The sequence below is a fragment of the Spirillospora sp. NPDC047418 genome (genome assembly GCF_040643275.1).
GTDB lineage: Bacteria > Actinomycetota > Actinomycetes > Streptosporangiales > Streptosporangiaceae > Spirillospora.
Genome location: NZ_JBEYTW010000007.1, coordinates 72217 through 99136, shown reverse-complemented (window position 1 = coordinate 99136; position 26920 = coordinate 72217). Strand labels below are relative to the sequence as shown.

Genomic DNA, 26920 nt, shown 5'->3' with positions numbered 1-26920 from the left:
TAACAGATGCCATCCGGGTTCCGGAAACAAGCGTCCGGATGATGAGACGACAAGGGCCTCCTCCGTCTCATCGAACGCGCCGCGGCGCCGCCGGCATTCCCCTCCGGGATCAGGGGACGAGCACGGACAGGCAGGTCACACAGCCGTCGAGCGCCTCGAACTCGCCGATGTCGACGCTCGTGACGCGCAGGCCGTCCGCCGCCAGCTGGGCCGCCGTGCGCGGCGCCGAGGCCGCCATCAGCACGTGGCCGGGGCCGAGCGGGACCACGTGCGCGCCCGCCGGCTCGGGCGCGACCCGCAGGCTCGGCAGCGCGGAGGTGTCCACCAGCTCGGGCAGCCCGATGAGGTCGCCGTCCGGCAGCGCGGTCAGCGCCGACTTCAGGTGCAGGCAGCCGCGGGTGTCGACCGGGACCACCTTCCGCCCGCCGAGCAGGTGCGCGAGCTGGCAGATGCCCTCCTCGTTCGTGCGGGCGCCGCGGCCCACGTAGACGGTGTCGCCGACGCTCAGTACGTCGCCGCCGTCCAGGGTGCCCGGGTCCTTGATCCGCTCGACTCGCAGGCCGAGGCCGCGCGCCGCCCGCTCCGCCCCCGGCAGCTCCCCGCGGCGGCGCTCGGCCCCCGACCGGCACACGATCGCGAGGTCGCCGGCGACGACCAGCGCGTCCTCGACGAACACGGCGTCGGGGCAGTCGTCGGCGGGCGGCACCGCCCGGACCCGCCAGCCCGCCGAGCGCAGCGCCCCGACGTAGGCCGCGTGCTGGCGCGCCGCGAGCGCGGCGTCCACGGGGCGGCGGGCGGCGTGCGTGACGATGCCGCCGGCGATCCGCGGGCCGGGTGCGCGGACGAGTGCCGTTCCGGCTGCGGCGGTCATGTCAGCGCGACGCCCCCTCGGTGGTCACGATCACGCCGAGCGCGTAGGCGGGCGACATGCCGAGCAGGTCGGCGACGCCGTGCAGGGCCTGCCGCTCGCCGTCGCCGAGGGGCCCGTCCGCCAGCCCGATCCGGACGGCCTGCGCGAGGAACCACTCCTTGGCCTCCACCGCGAGCTGCGCGCCCGCCCGCACGACCTCCTGCTCCAGGAAGACGCGGCGCAGCGCGAGGTCGGCGTCCACGGCGGCGTCGTCGTAGCCGGGCTCGCCGTATCCGGTGACCGTCGCGATCGCGCGGGCGCGGGCCGCCGCGTCGGACGGGTCGCCGGCGCGCAGCACCAGCGCGGCCGCCGCCCGCATGCCCGCCGCGAGGGTCTCGGCCATCTGCTGCGCGGTCGGCGTCCGCAGCGCGGAGACGGGGAGGCGGCCCCGGCAGGTCCGGCACACCACGGCGTCGCCGAGCCGCCACAGCGGCACCATCGGGACGAAGAACACCGAGAGCCAGCGTCGCCCGGCGCGCCTGCGGTAGGCGCGGTCGCCGCCGCACTGCGGGCAGTGGAACGTCCCCTCGCTGACCGTACGGAACACCGCCGTGAGGCCGAAAACGAGCAACACCGGGGTTCTCCTCCCATAACGGACTTCGTCCAAAGTACCCATCCGCGGACCCCGACGTGGCCGTCCCGGTCAATGCCGCTCCTGCCTTTACGCTGGGTTCATGACCGGTGACCTGGGTTCCGACGCGGGCCGCGCGCGCTCGCGCCCGTCCTTCCTGCCGCCCGTCGACGGCTACCCGCCGCCGGCCGGCGAACCGGCCGCGACCGCCCCGCAGCCGCCCGCCGCGGCCCCGGCCCGGCGCGGCGTCCCCTGGATCCTCGCCGTGCTCGCCGCCGCCTCGCTGCTGCTCGTGTCGGCGTTCCTGCCGTGGGCGCACGCCGAGGTCGTCGCCGAGCTGTTCGGCCGCACGCTCAGCCGCGACCTCGGCAGCGTCGCCGGGATCGACGCCGACGACATGGTGCTCGCCGTCCCGGTGCTCGCCGTCATCGCGATCGCGCTGGCCTGCTGGGACCTGATCGGCCGGGACGCGCGGATCGGCGGGCTCGCCGCCGTGCCCGGCGCGCTCGCCCTGCTGGTCTGCGGCATCTTCATCCTGCGGCTCGGCGACGTCCGCGACGACCTGCCCGACACGGGGCTGGACCTCGGCTACCAGATCACCGTCCGCTACGGCTGGTACCTCGCGGTGGTCGCGTCCCTGTTCGTGATCGGCTTCAGCCTCGCCCGCCCCATCGGCGCGCGGGTCGCGCGGCCGCGGCGGCCGGAAGGCTACGGGTACGAGCCGCAGTACGCCTATCCCGACCAGCCCGGCGGGGGCGCCGCCTGGCCCGACCAGTCCGGCGGTGGCGCCGCCTGGCCCGACGAGGACCGGGCCTGGGGCCGCACGCCGGACGACCCGCAGGCGCCACCTGGACCTGAGCCCGAGCCGAAGCCCGAACCGGAGCCCGAGCCCAAGCGGGATCAGTCGTAAAAACCCAGGCGGCGCAGCTGCTTCGGGTCGCGCTGCCAGTCCTTGAGGACGCTGACGCGCAGGTCGAGGAAGACCTTGGTGCCGAGCAGCGCCTCGATCTGCCGCCGCGCCGCGGCGCCGACCTCGCGGAGCCGCGAGCCCTTGTGCCCGATGATGATGCCCTTCTGGCTCGACCGCTCGACGTACAGGTGGGCGTAGACGTCGACGAGGTCGTCGCGGCCCGCGCGCGGCGCCATCTCGTCCACCACCACGGCGATCGAGTGGGGCAGCTCGTCCCGGACGCCCTCCAGTGCCGCCTCTCGGATCAGCTCGCCGATCATGACCTGCTCGGGCTCGTCGGTGAGGTCGCCCTCCGGGTACAGCGGCATGCCCGCGGGCAGGCGGGAGATCAGCAGGTCGCCGACGAGGCCGACCTGGAAGCCGCTCTCGGCCGAGCACGGCACGATGTCGGCGAACTCCCCCAGCCGGCCGACGGCGAGGAGCTGCTCGGCGACCTGCTCGGGCGCGGCCAGGTCGGTCTTCGTCACGATCGCCACCACGGGGGTCTTCTTCACCCCGGCCAGCTCGCGCGCGATGTACTTGTCGCCGGGCCCGACCGGCTGGTCGGCGGGCACGCAGAAGCCGATCACGTCGACCTCGGTCAGCGTCGACCGGACGAGGCTGTCGAGGCGCTCACCGAGCAGCGTCCGGGGCTTGTGCAGGCCGGGCGTGTCGACGACGACCAGCTGCGCGTCCGGCCGGTGCACGATCCCCCGGATGGCCCGCCGCGTCGTCTGCGGGCGGCTGCTGGTGATCGCGACCTTGGTCCCCACCAGGGCGTTCATCAGCGTCGACTTGCCCACATTGGGCCGCCCGATGAAGCACGCGAACCCCGCGCGGTGGCCCTCAGGCGTCTCATTCCCCAGACTCGTCACCCCCCAATTGTCGCCCACCCGGCCGTGCGCCTCGGCACGCCCGCTCACGCGGCGGGGGTGCCGAGGCGGGCGGCGGCCTCGCTCGCCTGCTCGGCCCAGCGGGCGGCGCCGAGGCGCTCTGCCACCTCGGCGGCCTTGCGGTAGTGGGCGGCGGCGGTCTCGGCGGGGCGTTCCAGGAAGGCGGCCAGGTCGCCGAGGACGTGCGCCACGGGCCCGAGGGTCGCGACGGCGGTGGCACCGCCGCTGACGTGTCCCTCATACGGCAGGAGCGCCGTGTAGGTCTGCTCCGCGAGGTCGCGGTCGCCGAGGGCGGTCGCGCGCAGCGCCCGGATCGCCAGGGTGAGGTCGTGGAAGTAGTCGAGCCGGACGGGACCGGCGCCGGCGGCGACGCGCCGCGCCTCCGCCGTGCGCCCGGCGGCGGCGAGCGCGAGGGCGTACACGTCGGCGGTGGCCTCGACGTGGCCCCACTGCCGGTGCAGCCACGCGGCGCCGTCCACCAGCTCCGCCGCGCGGCCCTGGGCGAGCCGCAGGCAGAACAGCCCGACGAACACCATGCCGCGCTCGCTGAACCAGATGCCGGTGCGGCCGATGGCGCCGCCGACCTCCTCGTAGGCGCGTTCGGCCTCCTCGAAGCGGGCGGCGAAGGCGTGCGTCAGCGCGGCGTGCCAGCCGGCGATCTGGGCGAGCAGCGGCAGGCCGTACTGCTCGGCGAGCCGGCGTCCCTCGGCCAGGTGGCGGCGCGCGGCCGGCGGGTCGAGCGCGGCGACGGCGACCTGCTGGAGCTGCAGGTGCGCGAGGACCAGGTAGGTGCCGAGGTCGTGCCCGGCGGCGAGGTCCAGCAACTCGGCGGCGAGCCGGTGCCGACGGTGCAGGCCGTCCGCGCCGCGGTAGCCGTTGACGTAGCCGCCGTTCAGCGCGGCGGCGAGCAGCTCGGGGGCGCCCAGGCCGCGGGCCGTCGCGATGGCCTCGTCGGATGCGGTGAGGCCGCGGTCGTGCTGCTCGCCCTCCAGCTCCATGGCGAGCGTGGTCAGCAGCCGGACGCGCAACTCCGGCTCGCCGTCCGGGAGCAGTGCGAGCGCCTCGTCGGTGGCCTCGACGACGAGGTGGTCGACGGTGCCGTACTCGCGGCTCGTCCACAGCGTCGGGACGTCGAAGCTCGCGATGACGCGGGCCAGCAGCCGGACGTCGCCGAACGCACGGGCGTCGGCGATGGCGGCGAGCCGCCGCTCCCGCGCGGCGACGACCTGCCCGGCGAGCGCGCCCGCCCGGATCGCGGCGATCTCCGCCTCCAGCCGGTCGCGGGTCGCGCCGGGCCCCTGCGCGCGGAGCGTCTCTACGGCGCGGGCCCACAGCTCGGCCGCGGCGCCGTGCGCGAAACGAGCCTCGGCCGCCGCGGCGGCGCGGCGCGCGTAGCGGACGGCGCCGTCCGGATCGGTGCCCGATTCCAGGTGGTGGTGCGCGATCGCGGCGACCTCGCCGGGCGTGTGCCGTTCGAGGGCGGCGGCGACGCGGCCGTGCAGCCGGGTGCGGCGGGCCCGGGACAGGCCCGCGTAGAGGGTGTCGCGGACGAGGGCGTGCGCGAACCGCATCCGGCCGGGCGCGGGCTCGGTGACCAGGCCGCTGGCCAGCCCGGCCTCGACGGCGTCGATCACCGTCTCCTCGTCCCCGGCCAGCTCGGCCAGCACGCGCAGGTCGGCGTCCCGGCCGAGGACGGCGGCGTCCCGCAGCACGGCCCGGGCGGGCTCCGGCAGCCGCGCGATCCGGCGGCGCAGCACGTCGCCGACGCCGGCGGGCACCCGGCGGGTGGCGGCGGGCAGGCCCTCGGCGTCCAGGAGGCGGGCCGTCTCGCGGGTGAAGAACGGGTTGCCGCCGGTCCGCTCGGCGATGGCGGACAGCTCCGCGTCGTCCAGGCGGGTGGCGCAGGTGGCGCGGACCAGGGCGGCGACCTCGTCCGGTGACAGCCCGCCGAGGTCGATCCGCGCGGGCTCGTGCCGGGCGAGGGCGGCCAGCGCGGCGCCGAGGCCGTCGGCGACCTCGGTCCGCCGGAACGTGGCCAGCAGCAGGACGGGGCGGTCGCGCAGCCGCCCGGCGAGCCGGACCAGCAGCGCGAGGGTCTCCTCGTCCGCCCAGTGCAGGTCGTCGAGGACGAGCAGGAGCGGCGCCGTGCCGGCGAGCCCGGTGAGGTAGTCGCCGGCGGCGAGGTGGAGCCGGAACCGTCCCGTGCGGACGTCGGCGCCGCCGATTCCGGTGGCGGCGTCGTCCAGCAGCGGGGCGAGGCGGCCGGCGAGTTCGGGCGCGGGCGGCGCGCCGGCGGCCAGTTCGCGCAGGATCTCTGCCCAGGGCCAGGCCGCGGGCGCGCCGCCGGTCTCGGCCGCCCGCCCCCACGCCGACGTCCAGCCCTGCTCGGCGAGGCCGGCGGCGAACCGCTCGGCGAGCGCGGTCTTGCCCATGCCCGCGTCGCCGCCGACGAGGACGAGGCCGCCGCGTCCGGCCGCGGCGGCGCGGGCCGCCTCCGCCAGCCGGGCGAGTTCACCGACGCGTCCGACGAAGCCGGAATGCTCCACGGGGACGGGCGCGACCCGCAGGACGGGCCGCACGGGCTCCGGCTCCCCGAGCGCGGGCGCCTGGGCCAGGATGTCGGCTTCCAGGCGGCGCAGGCCGGGGCCGGGGTCCACGCCGAGTTCCTCGGTGAGGGCCGCGCGGGCGCGGCGCAGCGCGCCGAGGGCGTCGCCCTGCCGTCCGGCGCGGTAGAGGGCGAGCGCGAGCAGCCGCCACGCCTCCTCGCGCAGCGGGTCGGCGGCGGCGTGCGCCTCCAGGTCCGGGACGACCTCGGCGGCGGCCCCGAGCCGCAGCGCGGCCTCGGCGCGGCGCTCCACGGCGAGGCGGCGGCGCTCGTCCAGCCGGGCGGCCTCGGCGGCGGCCCACGGCAGGCCGGCGAACTCGGCGTAGGCGGGCCCGCGCCACTCGGCCAGGGCGGCGTCCGCGCTGCGCCGGGCGCCCGCCGGGTCGGCCGCCAGCAGCGCGCCGGCCGCGTCGATCAGCGCGTCGAACCGCCACGCGTCGACGGCGCCGTCCGGCAGCCGGAGCGCGTAGCCGGGCGGCTCGGTGACCAGGACCCGCGCGGGCGTGCGGGGCGGGCGGTCCGGTTCGAGGGCGCGGCGCAGGTGCGACACGAACGACTGGAGGCCGGCGGCGGCGCGCGGCGGGGCCACCGCCGCCCAGAGGTCCGCGACGAGCCGGTCGGCGGGCACCATCCGGCCCCGCGCGGCGGCGAGCCGCGCCAGCACCGAGCGCTGCCGGGGCCCGCCGAGGTCGGCGGGCTCCCCCGCCACCTCGGCGCCGAACGAGCCGAGCACGCGTACGACAGGCGACATATCCCGGTCAGCCTAACCGGGACATGTCCGACCATCGTGATCACTCCCGCCCTAGGCGCGGCTGGGTTCGGGCTCCCGCTCGGCCACCGCGGCGGGCTCGGCGCCGCCGTGCAGGTCGATCTCCGGCAGGACGCGGGCGAGCGGCTTCGGCAGCCACCAGTTGGCCCGTCCGAGCAGCGCCATCGTGGCGGGCACCAGCACCAGCCGGACGACGGTGGCGTCCAGCGCCACCGCGACCGCGAGCCCCACCCCCATCTGCTTGATCACCAGGCCGGGGTCGGCGGCGAAGCCGAGGAACACCGCGACCATGATCAGCGCGGCGCTGGAGATGACCCGGCCGGTCGCGGCGAGGCCGGAGGTGACCGCACCCCTCGCGTCACCGTGCCGCAGCCACTCCTCCCTGACCCGCGACAGCAGGAAGACCTCGTAGTCCATCGACACGCCGAACAGGACCGCGAACAGGAGCAGCAGGATGAACGACGACACCGGAACGCTGTGCGGGAGCCCGAGCAGCTCCGCGCCCCAGCCCCACTGGAACACGGCCGTCAGCACCCCGTACGCGGCGGCGATCGACAGCAGGTTCATCGCGGCGGCCTTCAGCGGCGCCAGCAGCGACCGGAAGACGATCATCAGCATGACGAAGGACGTGGCGACGACCACGCCGATCACCGGCCACAGCCGGTCGGACAGCATCCGGGACAGGTCCACGTAGGTGGCGGTCAGCCCGGTGATCTCCGCGCCGGGCGGCAGCGCGCCGGCGCGGATCCGGTCGACGAGGCCGGTGACCCGCTCGTCCTGCGGCCCGTACTCCGGGGTGACCATGATCACCGCGGCGTCGCGGTGCGGGGACGGCAGCGGCGGCGCGACGGCCGCGACGCCATCGGTCCGGGCCAGCCGCTCCCCGAGCCCCGGCAGCACGCCCTGATCCGCCTTCTCCAGGTCGACGGCGACGAGCAGCGGCCCGTTCGCGCCGGGCCCGTAGGCGTCCGCGACCAGGTCGTACGCCTGCCTGACCGTGTTGGACGCCGGCTCGCTGCTGGCGTCGCTCGGCCAGGTCCGCATGCCGAGCGCGGGCGCGGCCAGCGCGAGCATCAGCACCGACGCGGCGAGCAGCCACGGCCACGGGTGCCGCCCGACGTGCCCGGCCCACCGCCGCACCCGCGGCGACTCGACCGTGATCGTGGTGCCTTCGGCGCGGTCGCGGCGGCGCAGCACCCGCCGCCCGGCGAGGCCCAGCACCGCCGGCAGCAGGGTGAGCGCGCTCAGCACGGTCGCCGCGACGACGAGGCCCGTCGTGAACCCCATGGTCATGAAGACCGGGATGCGGGACAGCACCAGCCCGCACAGCGCCAGCAGCACGGTGAACCCGGCGAAGAGCACCGACAGGCCCGCCGTGGCGATGGCCCGGCCCGCCGCCTCGGGCACGTCCAGCCCCGCCGCGAGCCCCTCCCGGTGCCGGGTGAGGATGAACAGCGCGTAGTCGATGCCGACGCCGAGGCCGACCATGGTCGCCAGCGTCGGCGCGGTCGTCGCGACGTCGGTGACCGCGGCCACCAGCGTGATGCCCGACACGCCCGCGCCGAGCCCGGCCAGCGCCACCGCCAGCGGCAGCCCCGCCGCCACCACCGACCCGAACGCCAGGAAGAGGATCACCAGCGCGGCCACGATCCCGATGGCCTCGGCGACGCCGCCGGGCGCCGTGACGTTCTCGGGCACCTGCCCGCCGAACTCCACCTGGTATCCGGCCAGCCCCTCCGTCGCCGACCGCAGCCGGTCGAGCGTCTCGCCGGGGGCGAGATCCGTGACGGGCACCGAGTACCGGACGGTCATCAGCGCGGTCGCCCCGTCCGGGCTCGGCTGCGCCGGGCTCACCTCGCTCACGTGCGGCAGCTTCCGCAGCTCCCCCGCCGCCGCGGCCAGCCTCGCCCGGTCGACCGTGCCGGACTCCGCGTGGACGACCACCCGCGCGTCCGCGCCCGACAGCGCCGGGAACCGCTCCCGCAGCAGGTCGGTGGCCTGCTGCGACCCCGTCCCGGCCATCGTGTAGTTGTCGTGCAGGGAGCCCCCGGCCACCCCCGCGAATCCGGCGGCCGCCGCGACGAGCACCAGCCACACCACGACGAACCGCCAGGGCCGCGCGGCGGCGGCCCTGCCCAGGCGGTACAGCAGACGGGACATCACTTCTCCCCCGGATCGGCACTCTGACCGTCCGAGGATCGCCCCGGCCCCTTGGCACCCACTTGCCGGTGACTTGCGGCCCGCCCCGTACGCTGGGCGGCGTGAGCGAGCTGAACGCCGAGGACGCGAAGATCATCACCCTGGCCAGGTCGGCGCGGGCCCGCACGGGCGCCGCCGAGGGCGCGGCCGTGCGCGACGAGACGGGCCGCACCTACAACGCCGTGAGCGTGGACCTGCCGTCCCTCAAGCTCTCGGCCCTCAAGGTCGCGGTGGCCATGGCGGTCTCCAGCGGCGCCGGCGACCTGGAGGCCGCCGCCGTCGTCACGGCCGCCGAGACCCCCGACCCGTCCGACGTCCAGGCCGTCCGGGACCTGGGCCCCAAGGCCCCCGTCCTGGTCGCCGCCCCCGACGGCAGTGTTCATGGCGTCATCGGTGTGTGAGGCGCCTGGGGGCGCCTGACACACCGACAACGCGTGCGATCGCTGGCATCGCTCCGACTCGCCCAGAGGCTCGCTGCGCGATCAGATTCTCGCAAGCTCGAATCCGGCTTCGCACGCGATCGCGACGGCTCAGGTCGCTGACGGCCGAGATGCAGGCAGGGCTCAGCGGGTCTTGTCAGAGTTGCCAGTTGCGGGCACATCCGCTGCGCTGGCGCGGAGCCTAGTCACCAGCACCGTGCCGATTCTGTTGCGGCGGCCGGCGATGGTCTCGGCCTTCAGGGTGAGGACGGGGGCGTCGTCGCCGCCGGAGCCGACCTCGGCGGTGGAGCCCTCGATCGGGACGCGGCCGAGGGCGTGGGCGAGGAGGCCGCCGACCGTCTCGACGTCCTCGGCGTCGAGTTCGACGTCGAACAGCTCGGCGAGGTCCTCGACGGGGAGCCGGGCGGTGACGCGGGCGGCGCCGTCCGGGAGCCAGGTGACCGGCGGGATCTCGCGGTCGTACTCGTCGGTGATCTCGCCGACGATCTCCTCCAGGATGTCCTCGATGGTGACGAGGCCGGCGGTGCCGCCGTACTCGTCGATGACGATCGCGACGTGGATCTGCCGGGCCTGCATCTCGCGCAGCAGCTCGTCGATCGGCTTGCTGTCGGGCACGTAGGTGGCCGGGCGCATGACCGAGTCGACCGTCTCGACAGATTCGCCCTCGTGGTGCTCCTGGGAACGGCGGACGACGTCCTTCAGGTAGGCGATGCCGACGACGTCGTCCTCGTTCTCGCCGACGACGGGGATGCGGGAGAAGCCGCTGCGCAGCGCGAGCGACATCGCCTGCCGCAGCGTCTTGGTCCGCTCGACGAACACGATGTCGGTGCGCGGCACCATCACCTCGCGGACGAGCGTGTCGCCCAGCTCGAACACCGAGTGGATCATCTCCCGCTCGACCGGCTCGATCAGGTCGCGCTGCTCGGCGAGGTCGACCAGGTCGCGCAGCTCCGCCTCGGAGGCGAACGGGCCCTCCCGGAACCCCTTGCCGGGCGTCAGCGCGTTGCCGAGCGCGATCAGCAGCGCCGGCAGCGGCCCGAGCACCCGGGTCACCGGGTGGATCACCGCGGCGCCGGCCAGCGCGATCCGGTCGGCGTGCTGGATGCCGAGCGTGCGGGGGCCGACGCCGATCACCACGTAGCTGACCACGATCATGATCGCGGCGGCGGTGACGTAGGCGCGCCACGTCTCGTCCAGCCAGGAGATGCACAGGTCCGCCACGATCACGGTCGCGACGAGCTCGCAGCCGATCCGCAGCAGCAGCACCATGTTCACGTAGCGGGCCGGGTCGGCGACGACCTCGGCGAGCCGCTTCGCGCCGCGCCGACCCTCCCGGACGACCTCGTCGACGGTCACCCGCGACACCCGGGCGAGCGCCGTCTCGGTGCCGGCCAGCAGGCCCGCCAAGAGGACCAGGCCCACCGCCAGGGCCGACAGCCACGCCTGCGCGGTGCTCATCAGCCCCCGCGTTTCTCCCGCCAGGAGCCGAGGAGCTCGGCCTGCAGGCCGAACATCTCCTTGTGCTCGTCGGGCTCGGCGTGGTCGTAGCCGAGGAGGTGGAGGATGCCGTGCGCGCACAGCAGCTCCAGCTCGTCCGCGGTGCTGTGCCCCGCCGTCCGCGCCTGCCGCTCGGCGACCGGCGGGCACAGCACGACGTCGCCGAGCAGCCCCGGGTCGGTCTCGCCGTCCTCGTCGGCGCCGCCCGACATGTGGCCGGGGCGCAGCTCGTCCATGGGGAACGACAGCACGTCGGTCGGGCCGGGCTCGTCCATCCACTTCTCGTGCAGCTCGGTCATCGCGGCCTCGTCGACCAGCAGGATCGACAGCTCCGCCAGCGGGTGCACGCGCATCCCGTCCAGGACGTGCCGCGCCAGCCGCGCGACGGCCTGCTCGTCGACCGCGGCGCCCGACTCGTTCAGCACCTCGATGCTCACTGCCGCCCCCGCTTGCGGGACCCGCCGCGCGCGCCCTGCTTGAGGTCCGGCACGCGCGTTTCGTCCCAGCGGTTGTAGGCGTCGACGATGTCGGTGACGAGCTTGTGCCGGACGACGTCGCGGCTGTTCAGCCGGCAGAAGTCGATGTCCTCGACGCCCTCCAGGATGTCCTGGACGACGCGCAGCCCGCTGCTCTGCCCGCTCGGCAGGTCGACCTGGGTGACGTCGCCGGTCACGACGACCTTCGACCCGAAGCCGAGCCGGGTGAGGAACATCTTCATCTGCTCGGGCGAGGTGTTCTGCGCCTCGTCCAGGATGATGAACGAGTCGTTCAGCGTCCGGCCGCGCATGTACGCCAGAGGGGCGACCTCGATGGTGCCGGCGGCCATCAGCCGCGGGATCGAGTCGGGGTCGACCATGTCGTGCAGCGCGTCGTACAGCGGCCGCAGGTACGGGTCGATCTTCTCGTAGAGCGTTCCGGGCAGGAACCCGAGCCGCTCCCCCGCCTCGACCGCGGGACGCGTCAGGATGATGCGGTTGACCTGCTTGTCCTGCAGCGCGCGGACGGCCTTGGCCATCGCCAGGTACGTCTTTCCGGTGCCGGCGGGCCCGATCCCGAACACGATCGTGTGCTTGTCGATCGCGTCGACGTAGCGCCGCTGGTTCAGCGTCTTCGGGCGGATCGTGCGGCCCCGGCTGGACAGCACGTCCAGGGTCAGGACCTCCGCCGGGCGCGCGTCGCCCTCGCCGCGCAGCATCGCGAGGCTGCGCTCGACCGCGTCGGGGGTGAGCTGGGTGCCGCCCTTCAGCAGCTCCAGCATCTCGGTGAAGAGCCGGGACGCGAGATCGGTGTCGGCCCGCGGGCCGGTCACGGTGATCTCGTTGCCGCGGACGTGGAAGTCGATACCGCTGCCGAACGCCTGCTCGATCGCGTGGAGCAGCTCATCCCGGGAGCCCAGCAGGCTCACCATCGAATGGTCGTCCGGCACCACGATCTTGATCTGCGAGCGCGAGTCGTCGCGCCCGGTGCGCGCTGCCCTCGTGTGAGTTGATTCGACCATCAGCCGGGCCTTGCGGCCTCTCGGACCTGCCTTCTGTGTGCTCCGGGTGTCCAGGTATGCCGGTTCCATGGTACCGACCACCCCCGGCGGAGCGGCGAAAGGTTTTTCGCGTGGCGCGATGCCCGGCCGGGACCCGGCGGGCGGCTCAGCCGGGAGGCCAGTTGAGGCCGCGTCCGCCCAGCACGTGCGCGTGCACGTGGAAGACGGTCTGGCCGGCCTGCGCGCCGGTGTTGAACACCACCCGGTAGCCGGCCTCGGCGACGCCCTCGTCGACGGCGACCTGGTGCGCCTCGCGGACGACCTCGGCGAGCAGCCCGGCATCGGCCGCGGCGAGCTCGGCGGCGGTCGGGTGGTGGTCGCGCGGGATGACCAGCACGTGCGTGGGCGCCTGCGGGTTGATGTCGCGGAACGCCACCGTCCCCGCGGACTCGCGGACGATCGTGGCGGGCACGTCCCCGGAAACGATCTTGCAGAACAGGCAGTCGGTCATCTGTCTCCCCTCGCGGCGGCCCCGGACCGTCCCGGCAGCCTATCGGGGCCGGGCGGCCGTGGCCCGCCGAGCCCCGCGCTGGATAGGGTTTCCGGGTGATCAACCTCCCGTTGCCGGCACCATCGCGGGCGGTCACTGGTTATGGTTGTCAGCTCAAGGCGACCCCCCGGTCCGCACGGCGCTGCGGCGCGCCATCGGCCGGGCGGGGCGCCGGATCATGCCACCCCGAGGGCGCCCGTCCGTGTGGACGGCCGGGGCCGGCGAAGGCGGCGGACAGGTGACCGAGGCAGACCAGGACATGCCCCTTCGTAAACCGGGCGAGGAGGGCGCGCGTCGAACTGACGTGACCGAGACCCTCGTGGCCAGGGGCGCGGCAGGGGCGGTGGCCGTCGCCTGGGACGCCGACCAGGCGGTGACGGCGCTCTACAGCGCCAACTACCGCTCGCTGGTGCGCCTGGCGGCCATGCTCGTGCGGGACGCCGGGACGGCCGAAGAGGTCGTCCAGGACGCCTTCGTCGCGATGCACGGCGGATGGCGCCGCCTGCGCGACCCCGACAAGGCCCTGTCGTACCTGCGCCAGTCCGTGGTGAACCGGTCGCGATCGGTGCTCCGGCACCGCGCCGTCGTCGAGAAGTACGCCCCGAAGGGCCTGCCGGACGCGCCGAGCGCGGAGGCCGGGGCCATCGGGGAGCTGGAGCGCTCGGCCGTCATCGACGCGCTGTCCCGGCTTCCCGCCCGCCAGCGGGAGGCACTCGTCCTGCGCTACTACGCCGACCTCTCCGAAGCGGAGATCGCGGGCGCGATGGGCATCTCCCGCGGTGCCGTGAAAAGCCATACGGCGCGCGGGATGACCGCGCTCCGCAACGTCCTGGAGCAGTTCACATGACCACCGACCCCCACGACGAGCACGGCGAGATCCTCCGCCGCGCCCTGCACGCGGAGGCGGACTCGGTCGACCCCGCGGGCGACGGCCTGCAGCGCATCCGGGCCCGCATAGCCGACGGCCAGAGCCGCCGGTCCGGCCTCGGGCGGTTCACCGGCCCCGCCCGGTTCGGGGTGGACCGGTTCACCGTCGGCTGGGCGCGGCCCGTCCTCGCCGTGGCCGCCGCCGTGCTGATCGCGGCGCTCGGCGTGACGGCGCCGCAGACCATGAACCTCATCCAGCAGACGGTCGGGAACAACGGCCCGTCGGACACGGGGCGGAACGACACCGACGGCGACCGCGCCCACGCCCAGGGCAATCCGGAGTTCCCCGACCCGTCGTCACCGGGGGCCAGCACGTCCGGCTCGCCGTCGCCGTCCTCGACCGCGAGCCCCAGTTCCTCGCCCGGCCTGTCGTCGTGCAGCATCCCGCGGCCGGGCGCCGCCTCGGCCTCGCCCGGCACCACGGCGACCCCGACCCCGTCGACCGCGCCGTGCCCGAGCCAGACGCCGACCACGGCGCCGACCTCCCCGCCGCCGGCGACGCCGAGCAGCCCGCCGGCCTCGCCGAAGCCCTCCGACACGCCCTCGCAGACGCCGACGAGCGAGTCGGTGAACACCGCCGAGCAGGGCGCCGGAACCGCGCCCTGACGGGCGGCGCTACCAGCGCCCGGTGGCGGCCAGCAGCACGGCCGCCGCCGCGACCCCGGCCGTCGACGTGCGCAGCACGGTCGGGCCGAGCCGGGCGGGGCGACCGCCGGCCGCGGCGAACCGGGCCAGCTCCGCGTCGGTGATCCCGCCCTCGGGGCCGACGACGAGCACGATGTCGCCGCCCGCGGGCGGCTCGGCGGCGCTCAGCGGCGCGTCCGCCTCCTCGTGCAGGACCAGCGCCAGGGACGCGGCGCCGAGCCGCGCGGCGACGTCCTCGGTGGACGCCAGGTCCGGCACCTCGGGCAGCCTGCTCCGGCGCGCCTGCTTGGCGGCCTCCCGGGCGGTCGTCCGCCAGCGTCCGAGGGCCTTGTCGCGGCGCTCCGGGCGCCAGCGGGTGACGCAGCGGTCCGCGGCCCACGGGACGATCACGTCCACGCCGACCTCGGTCATGGTCTCGACGGCGAGCTCGCCCCGGTCGCCCTTCGGCAGCGCCTGGACGACCACGAGCCGCGGCGCCGGCGGCGGCTCCCGGTGCCGGGCCCGGACGTCCAGCGTGAGGGACGCCCGGTCGGCGGCGGTGACCACGCACTCGGCCAGCAGCCCCGCGCCGTCGGTCAGGTCGACGCGCTCACCGGGCCGCAGCCGCCGCACGGCCGCCGCGTGCCGGCCCTCGGCCCCGTCCAGGACGACGACATCCCGCTCCAGCGCGTCCGCCCCCGCAAGGAACACCGGCGGACTCACACCCCCACCCCCGGGTTCGCTGCGCTCATGCGTGCACCCTGTGGGAGGCGACCCCCCACACCCCCCGGTTCGCTGCGCTCATGCGTGCACCCTGTGGGAGGCGACCCCCCACACCCCCCGGTTCGCTGCGCTCATGCCTGCGTTGTCCTCCCGGGTCACCCATGCTCGTCGCCGTCGCCGCGGCGGCCTTCCTGATAGGCCGCCGCCACGGCGCTTCAGTGCTGGTTGAAGACGTCCTTGATGCGGGAGAACATGCCGTTGCGCTGCCCGGGGGCGAACTTGCCGGGCGGGCGCTCCTCGCCGCGCAGGACCGAGAGGCGGCGCAGCAGCTCCTCCTGCTCCTCGTCCAGCCGGTTCGGCGTCTCCACGTTCACGTGGATCATCAGGTCGCCGCGGCCGCTCTCGTTGAGGTGCCGGACGCCCCGGTTGTAGAGCGTGATGACCTGCCCGGACTGCGTGCCCGGCTTGATGTCGACGCTCTCGGCCGCGTCCAGCGTCTCGATGGTGACGCTGGTGCCGAGCGCCGCCGCGGTCATCGGGATCTCGACCGTGCAGTGCAGGTCGTCGCCCTCCCGCTCGAAGATCGGGTGCGGCTTCTCCACGATCTCCAGGAACAGGTCGCCGGGCGGGCCGCCGCCCGGGCCGACCTCGCCCTCGCCGGCGAGCTGGATGTGGATGCCGTTCTCCACCCCGGCCGGGATCTTGACCTTGACGGTGCGCCGGGTGCGGACCCGGCCGTCGCCGGAGCACTCGGTGCACGGGTTGCGGATCACCGACCCGAAACCGCCGCACGCCGGGCACGCCCGCGCCGTCATGACCTGGCCGAGGAACGAGCGCTGCACCTGCTGCACCTCGCCCCGCCCGTGGCACGTCTCGCACGTGTCCGGGTGGGTGCCGGGCGCGCAGCCCGACCCCTCGCAGGCCGCGCAGGCGACCGCGGTGTCGATGGACAGCTCGCGGGTCGTGCCGAACGCGGTCTCGCCGAGGTCGAGCTCGACCCGCAGCGTCGCGTTCCGGCCGCGCCGCGCCCGCGACCGCGGGCCGCGCGACGTCGACGTCCCGAAGAAGGCGTCCATGATGTCGCTGAACGGGAACCCGGCGCCGCCGAACCCGCCGGCGCCCGCACCGGCCCCGGACGCGAACGGGTCCGCGCCGAGGTCGTACATCTCCCGCTTCTTGGGGTCGGAGAGCACCTCGTACGCCTGGGTGATCTCCTTGAACTTCTCCTGGGTCTCCGGATCCGGGTTGACGTCCGGGTGGAGCTCGCGCGCGAGCCGGCGGTAGGCCTTCTTCACCTCGTCGGCGCTGGCGTCGCGCCGGACGCCCAGGGTCGCGTAGTAGTCGTTCGCCACTTTCACGACCCCGCCAGGATCTGTCCCACGTAGCGTGCCACTGCCCGTACCGCTCCCATCGTGCTGGGGTAATCCATGCGTGTAGGCCCGAGCACTCCAAGCCGGGCCAAGGTGAGGTCGCCCACCCCGTAGTCCGCGGCGACGACCGAAGTCGATCTGAGGCCCAGGTCGGGATTCTCGGTGCCGATCCGCACCGTAACTGTAGAGGAGTCTCCGGTCTCGCCGAGCAGCCGCATGAGGACGACCTGTTCCTCAAGGGCCACCAGCACCTCCCGCAGGCTCGCGGAGAAGTCCACGGCGGCGAGGTTGGCCGCCCCGGCGAAAACGATCTTCTCCTCGTGGTTCTCGACGAGCGTCTCCAGCAGGACCGACAGCACCGACGCCGCGACCGGCCGCTCGTCCGGGCCCACCTTGTCCGGCAGGTCCGCGACGGCGGTCGGCACGTCGCCGAGGCCGAGTCCGTCCAGGCATGTGTTGAGCAACGCCCGCAGGTGCCCGATCGATTCCTCGGAGATGCCGGCGGGCGTCTCGATGACCCGCTGCTCGACCCGGCCCGTGTTGGTGATCAGCACGAGCAGCAGCCGCTGCTCGGCGACCGGGACGAGCTCGACGTGCCGCACCGACGAGCGCGTCAGCGACGGGTACTGGACGACGGCGACCTGCCGGGTGAGCTGCGCGAGCAGCCGCACCGTGCGGCCGACGACGTCGTCGAGGTCGTAGGCGCCGGACAGGAACGTCTCGATCGCGCGCCGCTCGGCGACCGACAGCGGCTTGATCGTCGACAGCCGGTCGACGAACAGCCGGTAGCCCTTGTCGGTGGGGACGCGCCCGGCGCTGGTGTGCGGCTGGGCGATGTAGCCCTGCTCCTCCAGCACCGCCATGTCGTTGCGGATGGTCGCCGGCGACACCCCGAGGTTGTGCCGGTCCGTCAGGGCCTTCGACCCCACCGGCTCGTTGGTGGAGACGAAGTCCTCGACGATGGCGCGCAGGACCGCGAGTTTCCGGTCGTCCAGCACGGCGTCACCTCCCTCGTCCGGCCGGCCTCCCGCCGCTGGCACTCCTTACTCCTGAGTGCCAAGTGTACGGCCCCGGAGGCCGATCGGCGTGCCCGCGCACTCCCCGCACGGCTGCGTGATCCTATCCACATCGGGCGCGGGCGCCACGCCGAGGGACGAGGGGCGACGCCGCGCGGCCGCCGCGCCGGGTTAATGTGCGGACCCGTGCGCAGTAAGAACTACGGAAACGACGTGCTCGCCGGCGACTGGCGCAGGCCCCGCAAGGGCCAGATCCCCGAGATCCCGGCCGAACCCGGGCTGGTCGCGGAGGACCCCGGCAGCGGCTTCTGCGGCGCCGTGGTCGGCTGCGACAAGTTCGGCGTCACCCTGGAGGACCGGCTCGGCAAGCGCCGCGTCTTCCCGCTCACCAAGGCGGGCTTCCTCATCGACGGCACGCCGGTCACGCTGGTCAGGCCGGCCGCCGGGCCGCAGGGGCCGGCGCGGTCGGCGTCCGGCTCCGTCGCCGTCCGGGGCCTGCGCGCCCAGGTGGCCAAGGAGAGCCGCATCTACGTGGAGGGCCTCCACGACGCCGAGCTGGTCGAGAAGATCTGGGGCCACGACCTGCGCGTGGAGGGCGTCGTCGTGGAGTACCTCGAAGGCGTCGACGACCTGCCCGCCATCGTCGAGGAGTTCGGCCCGGACGAGGACCGCCGCCTCGGCGTCCTCGTCGACCACCTGGTGGAGGGCTCCAAGGAGTCCCGGATCGCCGCCCGGGTGTCGTCGCCGCACGTCCTCGTCACCGGGCACCCGTTCATCGACATCTGGGAGGCCGTCAAGCCCGCCGCCGTCGGCATCCGCGCCTGGCCGCGCATCCCGCGCGGCGTCCCCTGGAAGGAGGGCGTCATCGCCGAGCTCGGCTGGGGCGACAACACCGGCGCCGCCTGGAAGCGGATCCTGAACTCGGTGAACACCTACACCGACCTGGAACCCGCCCTCCTGGGCCGGGTAGAGGAGCTCATCGACTTCGTCACGGTCTAGGTCAGGTCGCGGACGACGGCGTCTCCCAGGAGGCGGCCCTTGAGGGTCAGGACGGCTCGGCCCTCGGCGTAGTGGGCCGGGTCCAGCAGGCCCTCGTCTACTGCTCTGCGGGCCGGCTTGTCGGCCAGGAGGTCGGTGGGGCAGCCCTGGGCCAGGCGCAGTTCGAGCATGATGCGCTCGATGTGGCGGTCTTCGTCGGTGAGGATCTCCCTGGCGTGGGCGGGCGTCGTGCCCCCGGCCAGGCGGGAGGCGTAGGCGGCGGGGTGCTTGACGTTCCACCAGCGGGTTCCGCCGACGTGGCTGTGCGCCCCCGGGCCGACGCCCCACCAGTCGGCGCCCGTCCAGTAGAGCATGTTGTGGCGGCAGGCGGCGGAGGGGTCGGCGGCCCAGTTGGAGATCTCGTACCAGTGCAGGCCGCGGGCGCTCAGCGTCTCGTCCGCGATGAGGTAGCGGTCGGCCATGGCGTCGTCGTCGGGGGCCGTCAGTTCGCCGCGCCGCACCTGGGCGGCCAGCCGGGTGCCCTCCTCGACGATGAGCGCGTAGGCCGAGACGTGGTCGGGTTCGCAGGCCAGGGCCGCCTCCAGGGAGGCCCTCCAGTCGTCGTCGGATTCGCCCGGCGCGCCGTAGATCAGGTCGAGGTTGACGTGCTCGAAGCCCGCCCTGCGCGTCCAGTCGACGACCTGCGGGACGCGTCCGGGGGTGTGCGTGCGCTCCAGGACGGCCAGGACGTGCTCGCGCGCGCTCTGCATCCCGTACGAGATCCGGGTGAACCCGGCCTCGCGGAGCCCCGCGATGGAGGACTCGTCCACCGACTCGGGGTTCGCCTCGGTGGTGACCTCCGCGCCCTTCGCGAGCCCGAACTCGGCGTCGACGGCGGCCAGGATCCGGCCGAGATCGCCCGGCGGGAGCAGCGTCGGGGTACCGCCGCCCACGAAGACCGTGTCGACCGGCAGGTCGGCGTCCCCGAGGACGCGCCGCGCCATCCGCACCTCGCCGATGGCGGTGTCGGCGTAGGAGTCGCGGCTCGCGCCGGGGCCCAGTTCCGTCGCCGTGTAGGTGTTGAAGTCGCAGTAGCCGCACCGGGTCACGCAGAAGGGCACGTGGACGTAGAAGGCGAAGGGCCGGCTCCCCAGGCCGGTCAGGGCACTGGCGGGCAGCGCGCCGTCGAGGGGGACGGGATCACCGTCGGGAAGCGTGGAGGGCACCCGTCAAGTCTGCCCCCTCCCGGCGCCTGCTCAGACCTCGTCGAGCTTCGCGCGGAGCCAGGCGGGGATGTGGGCCTCCGTGCGGGGGAAGCGGTCGAGGTCCAGGGCGTAGGCGGACGGGGTGAGGGGCGGGTTGAAGTCCGGTTCCCCGTCGTAGTCGAACTCGGCGCTGAACCGGCCCGAGCGCTCGATCTGCAGGCGCGCGGTGAACCAGGCGCCCTTGCCGCCGCGGTACATGACGCGGCGCAGCTCGTCCATCCGGCCGATGGCCTGCCCCGGCGGGATGGCGGTGCGGCGCCCGCCGGCGGCGTCCTCGACCTCGAACGAGGCGCTGTCGATGCCGACGGTCGCGCGGAACTCGAAGTCCAGCCGCTCCCAGCCGTCGGGGGCGGCGGAGCGCAGCGCGCGGACGGCGCCGTTCACCGTCTCCCGCTCCTTCGCGGAACGCAGAACCTGCTCGGGGTGGGTCACGCTACCTCCGGGAGGTCGGGTCGGGACCGGCTGGCCGCTGCCTCCGACCGTACCGACATGAGGGCCGAGGTCGAGCAACCCCCGCCGTGTCGTCCGGAAACGGGCCCCCGGGCGGCCGGAATGGAGCGTGCCGACCCTCTTGGGCGGATAGTGTCGTCGTGATGGTGGACGAGGGCGGGACGGAGCGGGGACGCGCACCGGCGCGGGTGCTGCTGCAGGGCGAGCCGGACGGCTGGCACTGCGTGGTGGTCGACGGCGCGGGCGGCGAGCGGCGTGCGGACCTCCCCGGCGCGGGGACCCGCTGGTCGACGGGCGGGCGCGCCGACCCGGAGCCGCCGTGGTGGTACCGCAGGCTCGCCGAGACGGCCGAGGGGCTGCGGGAGGCGGTCGCCGAGCGGCTGACCGACACCACGTTCCGGACGCTCGGCGTCGAGGCCGTGATCACCTGGTTCGCGGTGGACGAGCCGGTCGTCTGGGAGGGGCTCGTCACACTGCGGGAGGCCGATCCCGCGCGGTTCCCCGGCCGCGTCGCCCCGTTCGTGATCACACTGGAGCCGGGCCGCGGGGCGCTGCTGCCGGACGCGAGCCTGCTGTTCTCCACGCAGGCCCCCGACACCTGGACGACGCTCGCCGCGGTCGCCGAGCGCTGCGGCACCGGCGCGCCGAAGGCGTCGCTGCTGTGCGGCTGGGCCGACCACCGCAGCGTGCGGGTGGGGCGCGGGTCGCTGGCCCTGTCCACGGACCGCGGCGAGGACGGCGTGGAACGGCTCGCCGAGATCTGCGGGACGCGCTCGCCCGGCTGGAGCGGCAACCCGGAGATGCGGTTCCGCCTCGACGGCGTCGACCTGCTCGACGAGCCCGCCGGCGACGTGGTCGCGCTGCTGCGGGAACTGGGGCACGAGGTGGTGCGGCGGGGCCGCACGGTCCGGCTGGCGGACTCGGGCCTCACGCTGTACGGGCCCGACCGGACGCTGCATGGGCCCGGCCGGCCCGGTGACACGGACCCGCCGGGTGGCGCGGAGCGGTTCACGGCCGTGTCGCTGCAGCCGCCGGCCGCGCTCGCCGCGCTCCGGACCCCGCACCGCAGCCGCGCCTGACGCTCACGAAGCCGACGCCCAGCGGCTATCGCGCCGTCACCCGAACGCGACCCCGCGGCCCTAGGTTCCCCGATCATGAGAAGCCGTGCGCGTCATGCCGTGCTCGCCGTGACCGGCGCCGCCCTCGCCGGCGCTCCCCTCGCCCTCACCGCTCTCACCGCCGCTCCCGCCCGCGCCGCCACGGGGTCGATCACCGTCCACCGCGGCGGACCCGCCAGGTCGCTCCCGTTCACCGCCGGCCGCGACGGGGAGGCCGTGATCTCCTTCGCCGCGTCCGCGCCCGGCGTCTCGTGGGTGCGCGCGGGCGCCGAGTCCGCCGTCGTGTCGATCGCGGTGGACGGGCGCCACGCCACCGACCTCGTCGTCCCCTCGTCCGACCCGATCCCCCGGAGCCTCGGTCTCGGGCATGTCGGGAAGGGGCGCCACACGGTGGCGCTGCGCTTCGCGAAGGGCAGCGCGGCGGACGCCCGCAGCGTCACACTCCAAGACGCCGGGGTCCGGATGTCGGACGCGGTCGCGTTACGGCACGCGCCGATCGTCGTCGGCCGGACGGGCTGGCCCTTCGGCGACCCTTACCAGAACGCCACCACCGACACCCCGCTGGTGGCCTGGCACGAGACGCGGCCGGCCGCCACTCCGGGGCACAGCGTCATCGAGTACTCGCTGGTGTGGAGCAACGAGGACGGCGGCACCGACACGCCCGCGCTCATGGCCCGCTGGGGCCGCACCACCGACATCGAGTGGGTCTACCGGGTCGAGGTGGACGCGTCCGGGAACCGGGTGGACGGAACCGCCGTGTACCAGGCGCCCCTGCACCTCACACTCGGCTTCACCGGACGGTACGAGGGCGACCATCCGGTCCTCCAGACGTGCACGTCCAACAACAACATGTGCGACGTCGTCTCCCCCGAGCCGCCGCTGCGCTTCCTCCTGGACGCGTCCGCGACCCGGCCGGGCGGGCGTGCCCGCGAGATCGTCATGGACCGCGAGCCGTGGACGTACCGGGTCGCGGCCCAGGAGATGGTGCGGGAGGGGAAGATCGAGGACCCGTCCGATCCGGCGACGCGGGAGGTCGGCGACCAGCGCTCCTACCTGTTCGTGGAGTTCGCCAAGACCACGGGTGCCGCGACCGCCTGGGGGGCGGTGCCGGGTGTGGCGCTGGGGGTCAGGCTGAAGGACGACCCGTCCACGCTGTACCGGTCCGACCATGACGAGCCGACCTGGTCGATCGACCGGGACGGCGCCGTCGCCACCACCGTCGAACTGCCGCGGGGGACGAAGGTCTCCGATATCGCGAGCATCGAGGCGATTCGCCGTCCGACCGGGTTCGGGGACAACGGCGCGCCCGCCACGGTCACGTCGATCAACCGGGGGTTCTTCCTGGACGAGTCGTTCCTGCCGCAGCCGTCGTCCATCGGCTGGACGGGCTCGGTCACGCTCACCCGGGCGAGCCCATCCGCCGTCATCTGGCGTCCCTGACCCGCGTATCGCGGTCCGTGGCGCGAAACGGCCACGGACCGGGCGGATGAACGGAACCCGTCCGAACTTCTCACGCGTCGAAGGAGTCATACACTTCGCGCAATAGCTCGCACGGCGAACGCGCAGCGAACTACTGGAGAGGACGTCCGCCATGGCCTACGGGCCTCCCCCGTCGCCCGGCCAAGGGCAGCAGCCTGGATGGCAGGCGCAGCCGCAGCAGCAGTCCCCCTGGCAGCAGCCGGGGAACATGTGGCAGCAACCCCAGCAGCCTCAGCAGGCGCAGCCTCCGCAGGCGCCGCAGCCCAACGCGGGCTGGCAGCAGCCCCAGCAGGACCAGCAGGGCGGGGGCACCTCGCAGATGCCCGGCCACTACGGACCCGTCAGCGACGACGACCGCACCTGGTCGCTGATGGCGTACGTGGGCCAGTTCCTCGTCGGCGCGGTGGCACCGGCCATCGTCTACTTCGGCAAGGCGGGGTCGCCGTTCGTCCGCCGGCACGCCGCGCAGGGCCTCAACATGGGCATCGCGGCGATCGCCGTGTGGTTCGTGTTCGGCCTGCTGTCCCTGGCCGTCGAGATCCTCGTCTGGGTACCGCTGCTGTTCACGGCCGCCGTGATGTTCTTCCTCGTCTACGCGGGACGGGCCGCCAACCGCGGCGAGTTCCGTCGCGTCCCCGCCGTAGTGGCGTGGCCCATCCTCAAGTAGCGGTCCCCGGGCGGGTCTACTTCTTGCCCTTGTCGGCGTCGCCGCCGCCGCCACTGGTGGAGAGGGCGGCGACGAAGGCCTCCTGCGGGACGTCCACCCGCCCGATGGTCTTCATCCGCTTCTTGCCCTCCTTCTGCTTCTCCAGCAGCTTGCGCTTACGGGAGATGTCGCCGCCGTAGCACTTGGCGAGGACGTCCTTGCGGATCGCGCGGATGTTCTCCCGCGCGATGATCCGGGCGCCGATCGCGGCCTGGATCGGCACCTCGTACTGCTGCCGCGGGATGAGCTCCTTGAGCTTGGACGTCATCATCAGCCCGTACTCGCGGGACTTCTCCTTGTGGACGATCTGGCTGAACGCGTCCACCGACTCGCCCTGCAGCAGGATGTCGACCTTCACGAGGTCGGACTCCTGCTCGCCGCTGGGCTCGTAGTCGAGCGAGGCGTACCCGCGGGTCCGCGACTTCAGCTGGTCGAAGAAGTCGAAGATGATCTCGGCGAGCGGCAGCGTGTAGCGGATCTCGACGCGGTCCTCGGAGAGGTAGTCCATGCCGAGCAGCACGCCGCGGCGGCCCTGGCACAGCTCCATGATCGCGCCGATGTGCTCGGACGGCGACAGCAGCGTCGCCCGCACCACCGGCTCGTACACGGTGCCGATCTTGCCCTCGGGGAACTCGCTGGGGTTGGTGACGGTGTGCTCGGTCCCGTCCTCCATGACGACCCGGTACACGACGTTCGGCGCGGTCGAGATCAGCGACAGGTTGAACTCGCGCTCCAGCCGCTCCCGGACGATCTCCATGTGCAGCAGGCCGAGGAACCCGCAGCGGAACCCGAACCCGAGCGCCGCCGACGTCTCCGGCTCGTAGACCAGCGCGGCGTCGTTCAGCCGCAGCTTGTCGAGCGCGTCCCGCAGCTCCGGGTACTGGTCGCCGTCCACCGGGTAGAGGCCGGAGAACACCATCGGCCTCGGGTCGCGGTAGCCGCCGAGCGCCTCGGTGGCCGCCCGGGACGCACCGGTCACGGTGTCGCCGACCCGCGCCTGCCGGACGTCCTTCACCCCGGTGATCAGGTACCCGACCTCGCCGACGCCGAGGCCCTGCACGGGCTTCGGCTCCGGGGCGATCACGCCGACCTCCAGGGTCTCGTGCGCGGCCCCGGTCGACATCATCAGGCTCTTCTCGCGGCGCGACAGCCGCCCGTCGATGATCCGGACATAGGTGACGACGCCCCGGTAGGTGTCGTACACCGAGTCGAAGATCAGCGCGCGGGCCGGGCCGTCCGGGTCGCCGACCGGCGCCGGCACCTCGGCGACGATCTTGTCGAGCAGCTCGCGGACGCCCTCGCCGGTCTTGCCCGACACGCGCAGCACGTCCGACGGGTCGCAGCCGATGATCCCGGCCAGCTCCTCGGCGTACTTGTCCGGCTGCGCCGCGGGCAGGTCGATCTTGTTCAGCACCGGGATGAGGTGCAGGTCGGCCTCGAGCGCCAGGTACAGGTTCGCCAGCGTCTGCGCCTCGATGCCCTGCGCCGCGTCCACCAGCAGGACCGCGCCCTCGCACGCCGCCAGCGACCGCGACACCTCGTAGGAGAAGTCGACGTGGCCGGGGGTGTCGATCAGGTTGAGGACGTGGTCGGCGCCGCCGGACGTCCAGGGCAGCCGGACGGCCTGGCTCTTGATCGTGATGCCGCGCTCGCGCTCGATGTCCATGCGGTCGAGGTACTGGGCGCGCATCTGGCGGTCCTCGACCACGCCCGTCAGCTGCAGCATCCGGTCCGCGAGGGTCGACTTGCCGTGGTCGATGTGCGCGATGATGCAGAAGTTGCGGATCATCGCGGGATCGGTCTTGTCGGGCTGAGGCGCTGGCACCGGGGTCCGTTCGCAAAACTCACTGGTGGGCATGGATAGGTGTGCTTCCATAGTCCCATGCCGTGCTCCGTGCTCCGTGCACGGCCCGGTTTGGGGCAGGCCCCGGTGATTGGTAGGCTGTGCGACTGCGTGTGGCGTAGCGTCGTGCCCCGGGGGCACCGTCCCGCCCCCGTTCAGACATTCCGTTGGAGCCTGCCGGTGAGCAGGCGTGGATCGCAACCAAGCTGAGGCACTACGACGTGGCTAACATCAAGTCCCAGATCAAGCGCAACAAGCAGAACGAGAAGGCCCGGCTGCGCAACAAGGCCGTCAAGTCCGAGCTGAAGACGGCGATCCGCAAGTTCCGGGAGGCCGCCGAGGCCGGCAACGCGGACGACGCCGCCGCCGCGCAGCGCACCGCCGCCCGCAAGCTGGACAAGGCCGTCAGCAAGGGCGTCATCCACAAGAACCAGGCCGCCAACCGCAAGTCGGCGATCGCCAAGCAGGCCGCCGCCCTGCAGGCCAAGTAGCACCGCACGCCCGGGGCCGGCCGTCTCGCGCCGGCCCCGACGCATGTCCGGGCCCATGCCCATGGACGAGCGCCGCGTGGTGAAGATCTCGAAGTATCTCGCCAGGCACCTGCGGCACCGCCCCGAGCGGATCGGCCTCGCCCTCTCGCCGGAGGGCTGGGCGGACGTCACCGAACTCCTCGCCGCCGCGTCGCGGCACGGCTTCGCGTTGACCCGTTCCGAACTGGAACACGTGGTGGACGTCAACGACAAGAAGCGCTACGAAATGGACGGGAACCGGATACGGGCCGTCCAGGGCCATTCAGTCCCGGTCGAACTGGATCTGCCGCCGGTGGACCCGCCGGAATTGCTGTACCACGGCACCGTCCGCCATTCCGTCGCGTCGATCCTGCGCGAGGGGCTGCTGCCGATGGGACGGCACGCCGTCCACCTCTCCCCCGACCGTGAGACGGCCCGGCGCGTCGGCGCCCGCCGCGGCCGGCCGGTCGTCCTCACGGTCGCGTCCGGGCGCATGGCCGCCGACGGGCACGAGTTCCGGGTCAGCGCGAACGGGGTGTGGCTGGCCGGTTCCGTCCCGCCGGAATATCTCCGCGAATGATCTCGGCGGCCCGCCAGCCGGGCAGGTGCCGCACCCATTCGGGCCCTTCCTCCGGCCCGAACAGATACCGGTAGGGGACGGTCTCCCGGATGGCCCGGTGCACGTCCAGCCGGTCATCGATCATGTGCGTGATGCCGAGTTCCGCGCAGTGCCCCGCCTTCTCCGCCCGCTTCCGGCAGAACCGGACGTTCTCTTCGGGCAGCCCCGTCCGGGCGTAGAAGTCGTGATGGTGCAGCCATGCCAGCGTCCTCTTCCGTATGCGGTCGCCGCACTTGGAAATGATCCAGGCGCGCCCTTCGAAAGCTTCGACGAGCCCCGGAAGCACGTCGTAGACGCCCTCGGTCGCGGGCGATGCGAGCGCCTCCTCGAAGCTGCCGTCCAGGAACACGGTGTCGTCGTCGCCGGGAGCCAGCAGGCCCCCGTGGATGACCCGGCCGAAATCAACGCCGAGCCGATGTTCGATGTCCATGCG

General features: G+C 74.0%; 26 protein-coding genes. 10 read left to right on the top strand and 16 right to left on the bottom strand.

Annotated features, from left to right (window positions below):
- Nucleotides 1–109 precede the first annotated feature (109 nt).
- Nucleotides 110–871, bottom strand: a complete 762-nt coding sequence (ddaH, locus tag ABZ806_RS06460; RefSeq protein WP_500215808.1) for a dimethylargininase — start codon at nt 869–871, stop codon at nt 110–112.
- Between the two features lies 1 nt (nt 872).
- On the bottom strand, nt 873–1484 hold the full coding sequence (locus ABZ806_RS06455; protein ID WP_500215807.1) for a hypothetical protein: 612 nt from the start codon (nt 1482–1484) through the stop codon (nt 873–875).
- Nucleotides 1485–1584: 100 nt separating this feature from the next.
- Between ABZ806_RS06455 and ABZ806_RS06450 the strand changes: the two genes are divergently transcribed.
- Nucleotides 1585–2391 carry a hypothetical protein gene (locus tag ABZ806_RS06450; RefSeq protein WP_500215806.1) on the top strand — a complete coding sequence of 269 codons (807 nt, stop codon included), beginning with the start codon at nt 1585–1587 and terminating at the stop codon, nt 2389–2391.
- Here the strand turns inward: ABZ806_RS06450 and era are convergent.
- From era to ABZ806_RS06435, 3 genes are read right to left on the bottom strand one after another with little or no spacing between them, the layout of a single operon-like run.
- Nucleotides 2382–3305 carry a GTPase Era gene (gene era / locus ABZ806_RS06445; RefSeq protein ID WP_500215805.1) on the bottom strand — a complete coding sequence of 308 codons (924 nt, stop codon included), beginning with the start codon at nt 3303–3305 and terminating at the stop codon, nt 2382–2384. The two genes, ABZ806_RS06450 and era, sit on opposite strands and share 10 nt — an antisense overlap.
- Nucleotides 3306–3349: 44 nt before the next feature.
- Nucleotides 3350–6679 carry an ATP-binding protein gene (locus tag ABZ806_RS06440; protein ID WP_500215804.1) on the bottom strand — a complete coding sequence of 1110 codons (3330 nt, stop codon included), beginning with the start codon at nt 6677–6679 and terminating at the stop codon, nt 3350–3352.
- 51 nt (nt 6680–6730) lie between these two features.
- A complete protein-coding gene (locus tag ABZ806_RS06435) occupies nt 6731–8857 on the bottom strand; it encodes an MMPL family transporter (protein WP_500215803.1) in 2127 nt (708 codons plus the stop codon).
- Between the two features lie 101 nt (nt 8858–8958).
- Between ABZ806_RS06435 and ABZ806_RS06430 the strand changes: the two genes are divergently transcribed.
- The gene (locus ABZ806_RS06430; protein WP_500215802.1) at nt 8959–9297 is read left to right on the top strand and encodes a cytidine deaminase-like protein; all 339 of its coding nucleotides are present in this window, start codon (nt 8959–8961) and stop codon (nt 9295–9297) included.
- Nucleotides 9298–9459: 162 nt separating this feature from the next.
- Here ABZ806_RS06430 and ABZ806_RS06425 read toward each other — a convergent pair whose 3' ends face one another.
- From ABZ806_RS06425 to ABZ806_RS06410, 4 genes are all read right to left on the bottom strand, one after another.
- Nucleotides 9460–10794, bottom strand: a complete 1335-nt coding sequence (locus ABZ806_RS06425; RefSeq protein ID WP_500215801.1) for a hemolysin family protein — start codon at nt 10792–10794, stop codon at nt 9460–9462.
- Nucleotides 10794–11270, bottom strand: a complete 477-nt coding sequence (ybeY, locus tag ABZ806_RS06420; protein WP_500215800.1) for an rRNA maturation RNase YbeY — start codon at nt 11268–11270, stop codon at nt 10794–10796. The genes ABZ806_RS06425 and ybeY overlap by 1 nt, the downstream gene beginning before the upstream one ends.
- A complete protein-coding gene (locus tag ABZ806_RS06415) occupies nt 11267–12331 on the bottom strand; it encodes a PhoH family protein (RefSeq protein WP_500215799.1) in 1065 nt (354 codons plus the stop codon). Before ABZ806_RS06415 ends, ybeY begins: the two co-directional genes overlap by 4 nt.
- Nucleotides 12332–12476: 145 nt before the next feature.
- Nucleotides 12477–12821 (bottom strand): histidine triad nucleotide-binding protein, encoded by a 345-nt coding sequence (locus ABZ806_RS06410; RefSeq protein ID WP_500215798.1) that lies wholly within the window; start codon nt 12819–12821, stop codon nt 12477–12479.
- A 343-nt stretch (nt 12822–13164) separates the two neighbouring features.
- Between ABZ806_RS06410 and ABZ806_RS06405 the strand changes: the two genes are divergently transcribed.
- Together ABZ806_RS06405 and ABZ806_RS06400 are read left to right on the top strand one after the other, a co-directional pair.
- Nucleotides 13165–13707: a SigE family RNA polymerase sigma factor gene (locus ABZ806_RS06405; protein ID WP_338071032.1), complete on the top strand. Its 543-nt coding sequence runs from the start codon at nt 13165–13167 to the stop codon at nt 13705–13707.
- The gene (locus ABZ806_RS06400) at nt 13704–14393 is read left to right on the top strand and encodes a hypothetical protein (protein ID WP_500215797.1); all 690 of its coding nucleotides are present in this window, start codon (nt 13704–13706) and stop codon (nt 14391–14393) included. Before ABZ806_RS06405 ends, ABZ806_RS06400 begins: the two co-directional genes overlap by 4 nt.
- Nucleotides 14394–14402: 9 nt before the next feature.
- Here ABZ806_RS06400 and ABZ806_RS06395 read toward each other — a convergent pair whose 3' ends face one another.
- The 3 genes from ABZ806_RS06395 to hrcA form a co-directional block, all read right to left on the bottom strand.
- Complete coding sequence (locus ABZ806_RS06395) at nt 14403–15134, bottom strand: 16S rRNA (uracil(1498)-N(3))-methyltransferase (RefSeq protein ID WP_500215796.1); 732 nt, start codon at nt 15132–15134, stop codon at nt 14403–14405.
- A gap of 215 nt (nt 15135–15349) precedes the next feature.
- Nucleotides 15350–16486 carry a molecular chaperone DnaJ gene (gene dnaJ / locus ABZ806_RS06390; protein WP_500215880.1) on the bottom strand — a complete coding sequence of 379 codons (1137 nt, stop codon included), beginning with the start codon at nt 16484–16486 and terminating at the stop codon, nt 15350–15352.
- A 2-nt stretch (nt 16487–16488) separates the two neighbouring features.
- Complete coding sequence (gene hrcA / locus ABZ806_RS06385; RefSeq protein WP_500215879.1) at nt 16489–17502, bottom strand: heat-inducible transcriptional repressor HrcA; 1014 nt, start codon at nt 17500–17502, stop codon at nt 16489–16491.
- A gap of 204 nt (nt 17503–17706) precedes the next feature.
- On the opposite strand from hrcA, the gene ABZ806_RS06380 reads away from it, so the two are divergent.
- Entirely contained in the window at nt 17707–18519 is an 813-nt protein-coding gene (locus tag ABZ806_RS06380; RefSeq protein ID WP_500215795.1) for a DUF3097 domain-containing protein, read from the top strand.
- On the opposite strand, the gene hemW is transcribed toward ABZ806_RS06380, so the two are convergent.
- Nucleotides 18516–19724 (bottom strand): radical SAM family heme chaperone HemW, encoded by a 1209-nt coding sequence (hemW, locus tag ABZ806_RS06375; protein ID WP_500215794.1) that lies wholly within the window; start codon nt 19722–19724, stop codon nt 18516–18518. The genes ABZ806_RS06380 and hemW overlap by 4 nt on opposite strands.
- Nucleotides 19725–19754: 30 nt before the next feature.
- Nucleotides 19755–20195 carry a hypothetical protein gene (locus tag ABZ806_RS06370; RefSeq protein ID WP_500215793.1) on the bottom strand — a complete coding sequence of 147 codons (441 nt, stop codon included), beginning with the start codon at nt 20193–20195 and terminating at the stop codon, nt 19755–19757.
- A gap of 161 nt (nt 20196–20356) precedes the next feature.
- On the opposite strand from ABZ806_RS06370, the gene ABZ806_RS06365 reads away from it, so the two are divergent.
- The 3 genes from ABZ806_RS06365 to ABZ806_RS06355 all read left to right on the top strand — a co-directional run bounded on the left by ABZ806_RS06365 (nt 20357) and on the right by ABZ806_RS06355 (nt 23477).
- Nucleotides 20357–21292: a hypothetical protein gene (locus ABZ806_RS06365; protein ID WP_500215792.1), complete on the top strand. Its 936-nt coding sequence runs from the start codon at nt 20357–20359 to the stop codon at nt 21290–21292.
- A 75-nt stretch (nt 21293–21367) separates the two neighbouring features.
- On the top strand, nt 21368–22771 hold the full coding sequence (locus ABZ806_RS06360) for a hypothetical protein (RefSeq protein WP_500215791.1): 1404 nt from the start codon (nt 21368–21370) through the stop codon (nt 22769–22771).
- Nucleotides 22772–22922: 151 nt separating this feature from the next.
- Nucleotides 22923–23477: a DUF4870 domain-containing protein gene (locus ABZ806_RS06355; RefSeq protein ID WP_500215790.1), complete on the top strand. Its 555-nt coding sequence runs from the start codon at nt 22923–22925 to the stop codon at nt 23475–23477.
- Nucleotides 23478–23493: 16 nt separating this feature from the next.
- Here the strand turns inward: ABZ806_RS06355 and lepA are convergent, their stop codons facing one another.
- Nucleotides 23494–25374 (bottom strand): translation elongation factor 4, encoded by a 1881-nt coding sequence (lepA, locus tag ABZ806_RS06350; protein WP_500215789.1) that lies wholly within the window; start codon nt 25372–25374, stop codon nt 23494–23496.
- Nucleotides 25375–25580: 206 nt separating this feature from the next.
- On the opposite strand from lepA, the gene rpsT reads away from it, so the two are divergent.
- Nucleotides 25581–25850, top strand: coding sequence for a 30S ribosomal protein S20 (rpsT, locus tag ABZ806_RS06345; RefSeq protein ID WP_500215788.1), 270 nt, complete (start codon nt 25581–25583; stop codon nt 25848–25850).
- Between the two features lie 55 nt (nt 25851–25905).
- Nucleotides 25906–26448: an RNA 2'-phosphotransferase gene (locus ABZ806_RS06340; protein WP_500215787.1), complete on the top strand. Its 543-nt coding sequence runs from the start codon at nt 25906–25908 to the stop codon at nt 26446–26448.
- Here the strand turns inward: ABZ806_RS06340 and ABZ806_RS06335 are convergent.
- Nucleotides 26390–26917: a hypothetical protein gene (locus ABZ806_RS06335; RefSeq protein ID WP_500215786.1), complete on the bottom strand. Its 528-nt coding sequence runs from the start codon at nt 26915–26917 to the stop codon at nt 26390–26392. The genes ABZ806_RS06340 and ABZ806_RS06335 overlap by 59 nt on opposite strands.
- Between the last annotated feature and the right edge of the window lie 3 nt (nt 26918–26920).

What these genes read in the sequence shown, in the direction of transcription:
- ddaH (WP_500215808.1), bottom strand. Translation starts at nt 871, where the DNA reads ATGACCGCCGCAGCCGGAACGGCACTCGTCCGCGCACCCGGCCCGCGG.
- ABZ806_RS06450 (WP_500215806.1), top strand. Translation starts at nt 1,585, where the DNA reads ATGACCGGTGACCTGGGTTCCGACGCGGGCCGCGCGCGCTCGCGCCCG.
- ABZ806_RS06440 (WP_500215804.1), bottom strand. Translation starts at nt 6,679, where the DNA reads ATGTCGCCTGTCGTACGCGTGCTCGGCTCGTTCGGCGCCGAGGTGGCG.
- ABZ806_RS06435 (WP_500215803.1), bottom strand. Translation starts at nt 8,857, where the DNA reads ATGTCCCGTCTGCTGTACCGCCTGGGCAGGGCCGCCGCCGCGCGGCCC.
- ABZ806_RS06425 (WP_500215801.1), bottom strand. Translation starts at nt 10,794, where the DNA reads ATGAGCACCGCGCAGGCGTGGCTGTCGGCCCTGGCGGTGGGCCTGGTC.
- ABZ806_RS06415 (WP_500215799.1), bottom strand. Translation starts at nt 12,331, where the DNA reads ATGGTCGAATCAACTCACACGAGGGCAGCGCGCACCGGGCGCGACGAC.
- ABZ806_RS06410 (WP_500215798.1), bottom strand. Translation starts at nt 12,821, where the DNA reads ATGACCGACTGCCTGTTCTGCAAGATCGTTTCCGGGGACGTGCCCGCC.
- ABZ806_RS06400 (WP_500215797.1), top strand. Translation starts at nt 13,704, where the DNA reads ATGACCACCGACCCCCACGACGAGCACGGCGAGATCCTCCGCCGCGCC.
- ABZ806_RS06365 (WP_500215792.1), top strand. Translation starts at nt 20,357, where the DNA reads ATGGTGGACGAGGGCGGGACGGAGCGGGGACGCGCACCGGCGCGGGTG.
- ABZ806_RS06360 (WP_500215791.1), top strand. Translation starts at nt 21,368, where the DNA reads ATGAGAAGCCGTGCGCGTCATGCCGTGCTCGCCGTGACCGGCGCCGCC.
- ABZ806_RS06355 (WP_500215790.1), top strand. Translation starts at nt 22,923, where the DNA reads ATGGCCTACGGGCCTCCCCCGTCGCCCGGCCAAGGGCAGCAGCCTGGA.
- lepA (WP_500215789.1), bottom strand. Translation starts at nt 25,374, where the DNA reads ATGCCCACCAGTGAGTTTTGCGAACGGACCCCGGTGCCAGCGCCTCAG.
- ABZ806_RS06340 (WP_500215787.1), top strand. Translation starts at nt 25,906, where the DNA reads ATGCCCATGGACGAGCGCCGCGTGGTGAAGATCTCGAAGTATCTCGCC.
- ABZ806_RS06335 (WP_500215786.1), bottom strand. Translation starts at nt 26,917, where the DNA reads ATGGACATCGAACATCGGCTCGGCGTTGATTTCGGCCGGGTCATCCAC.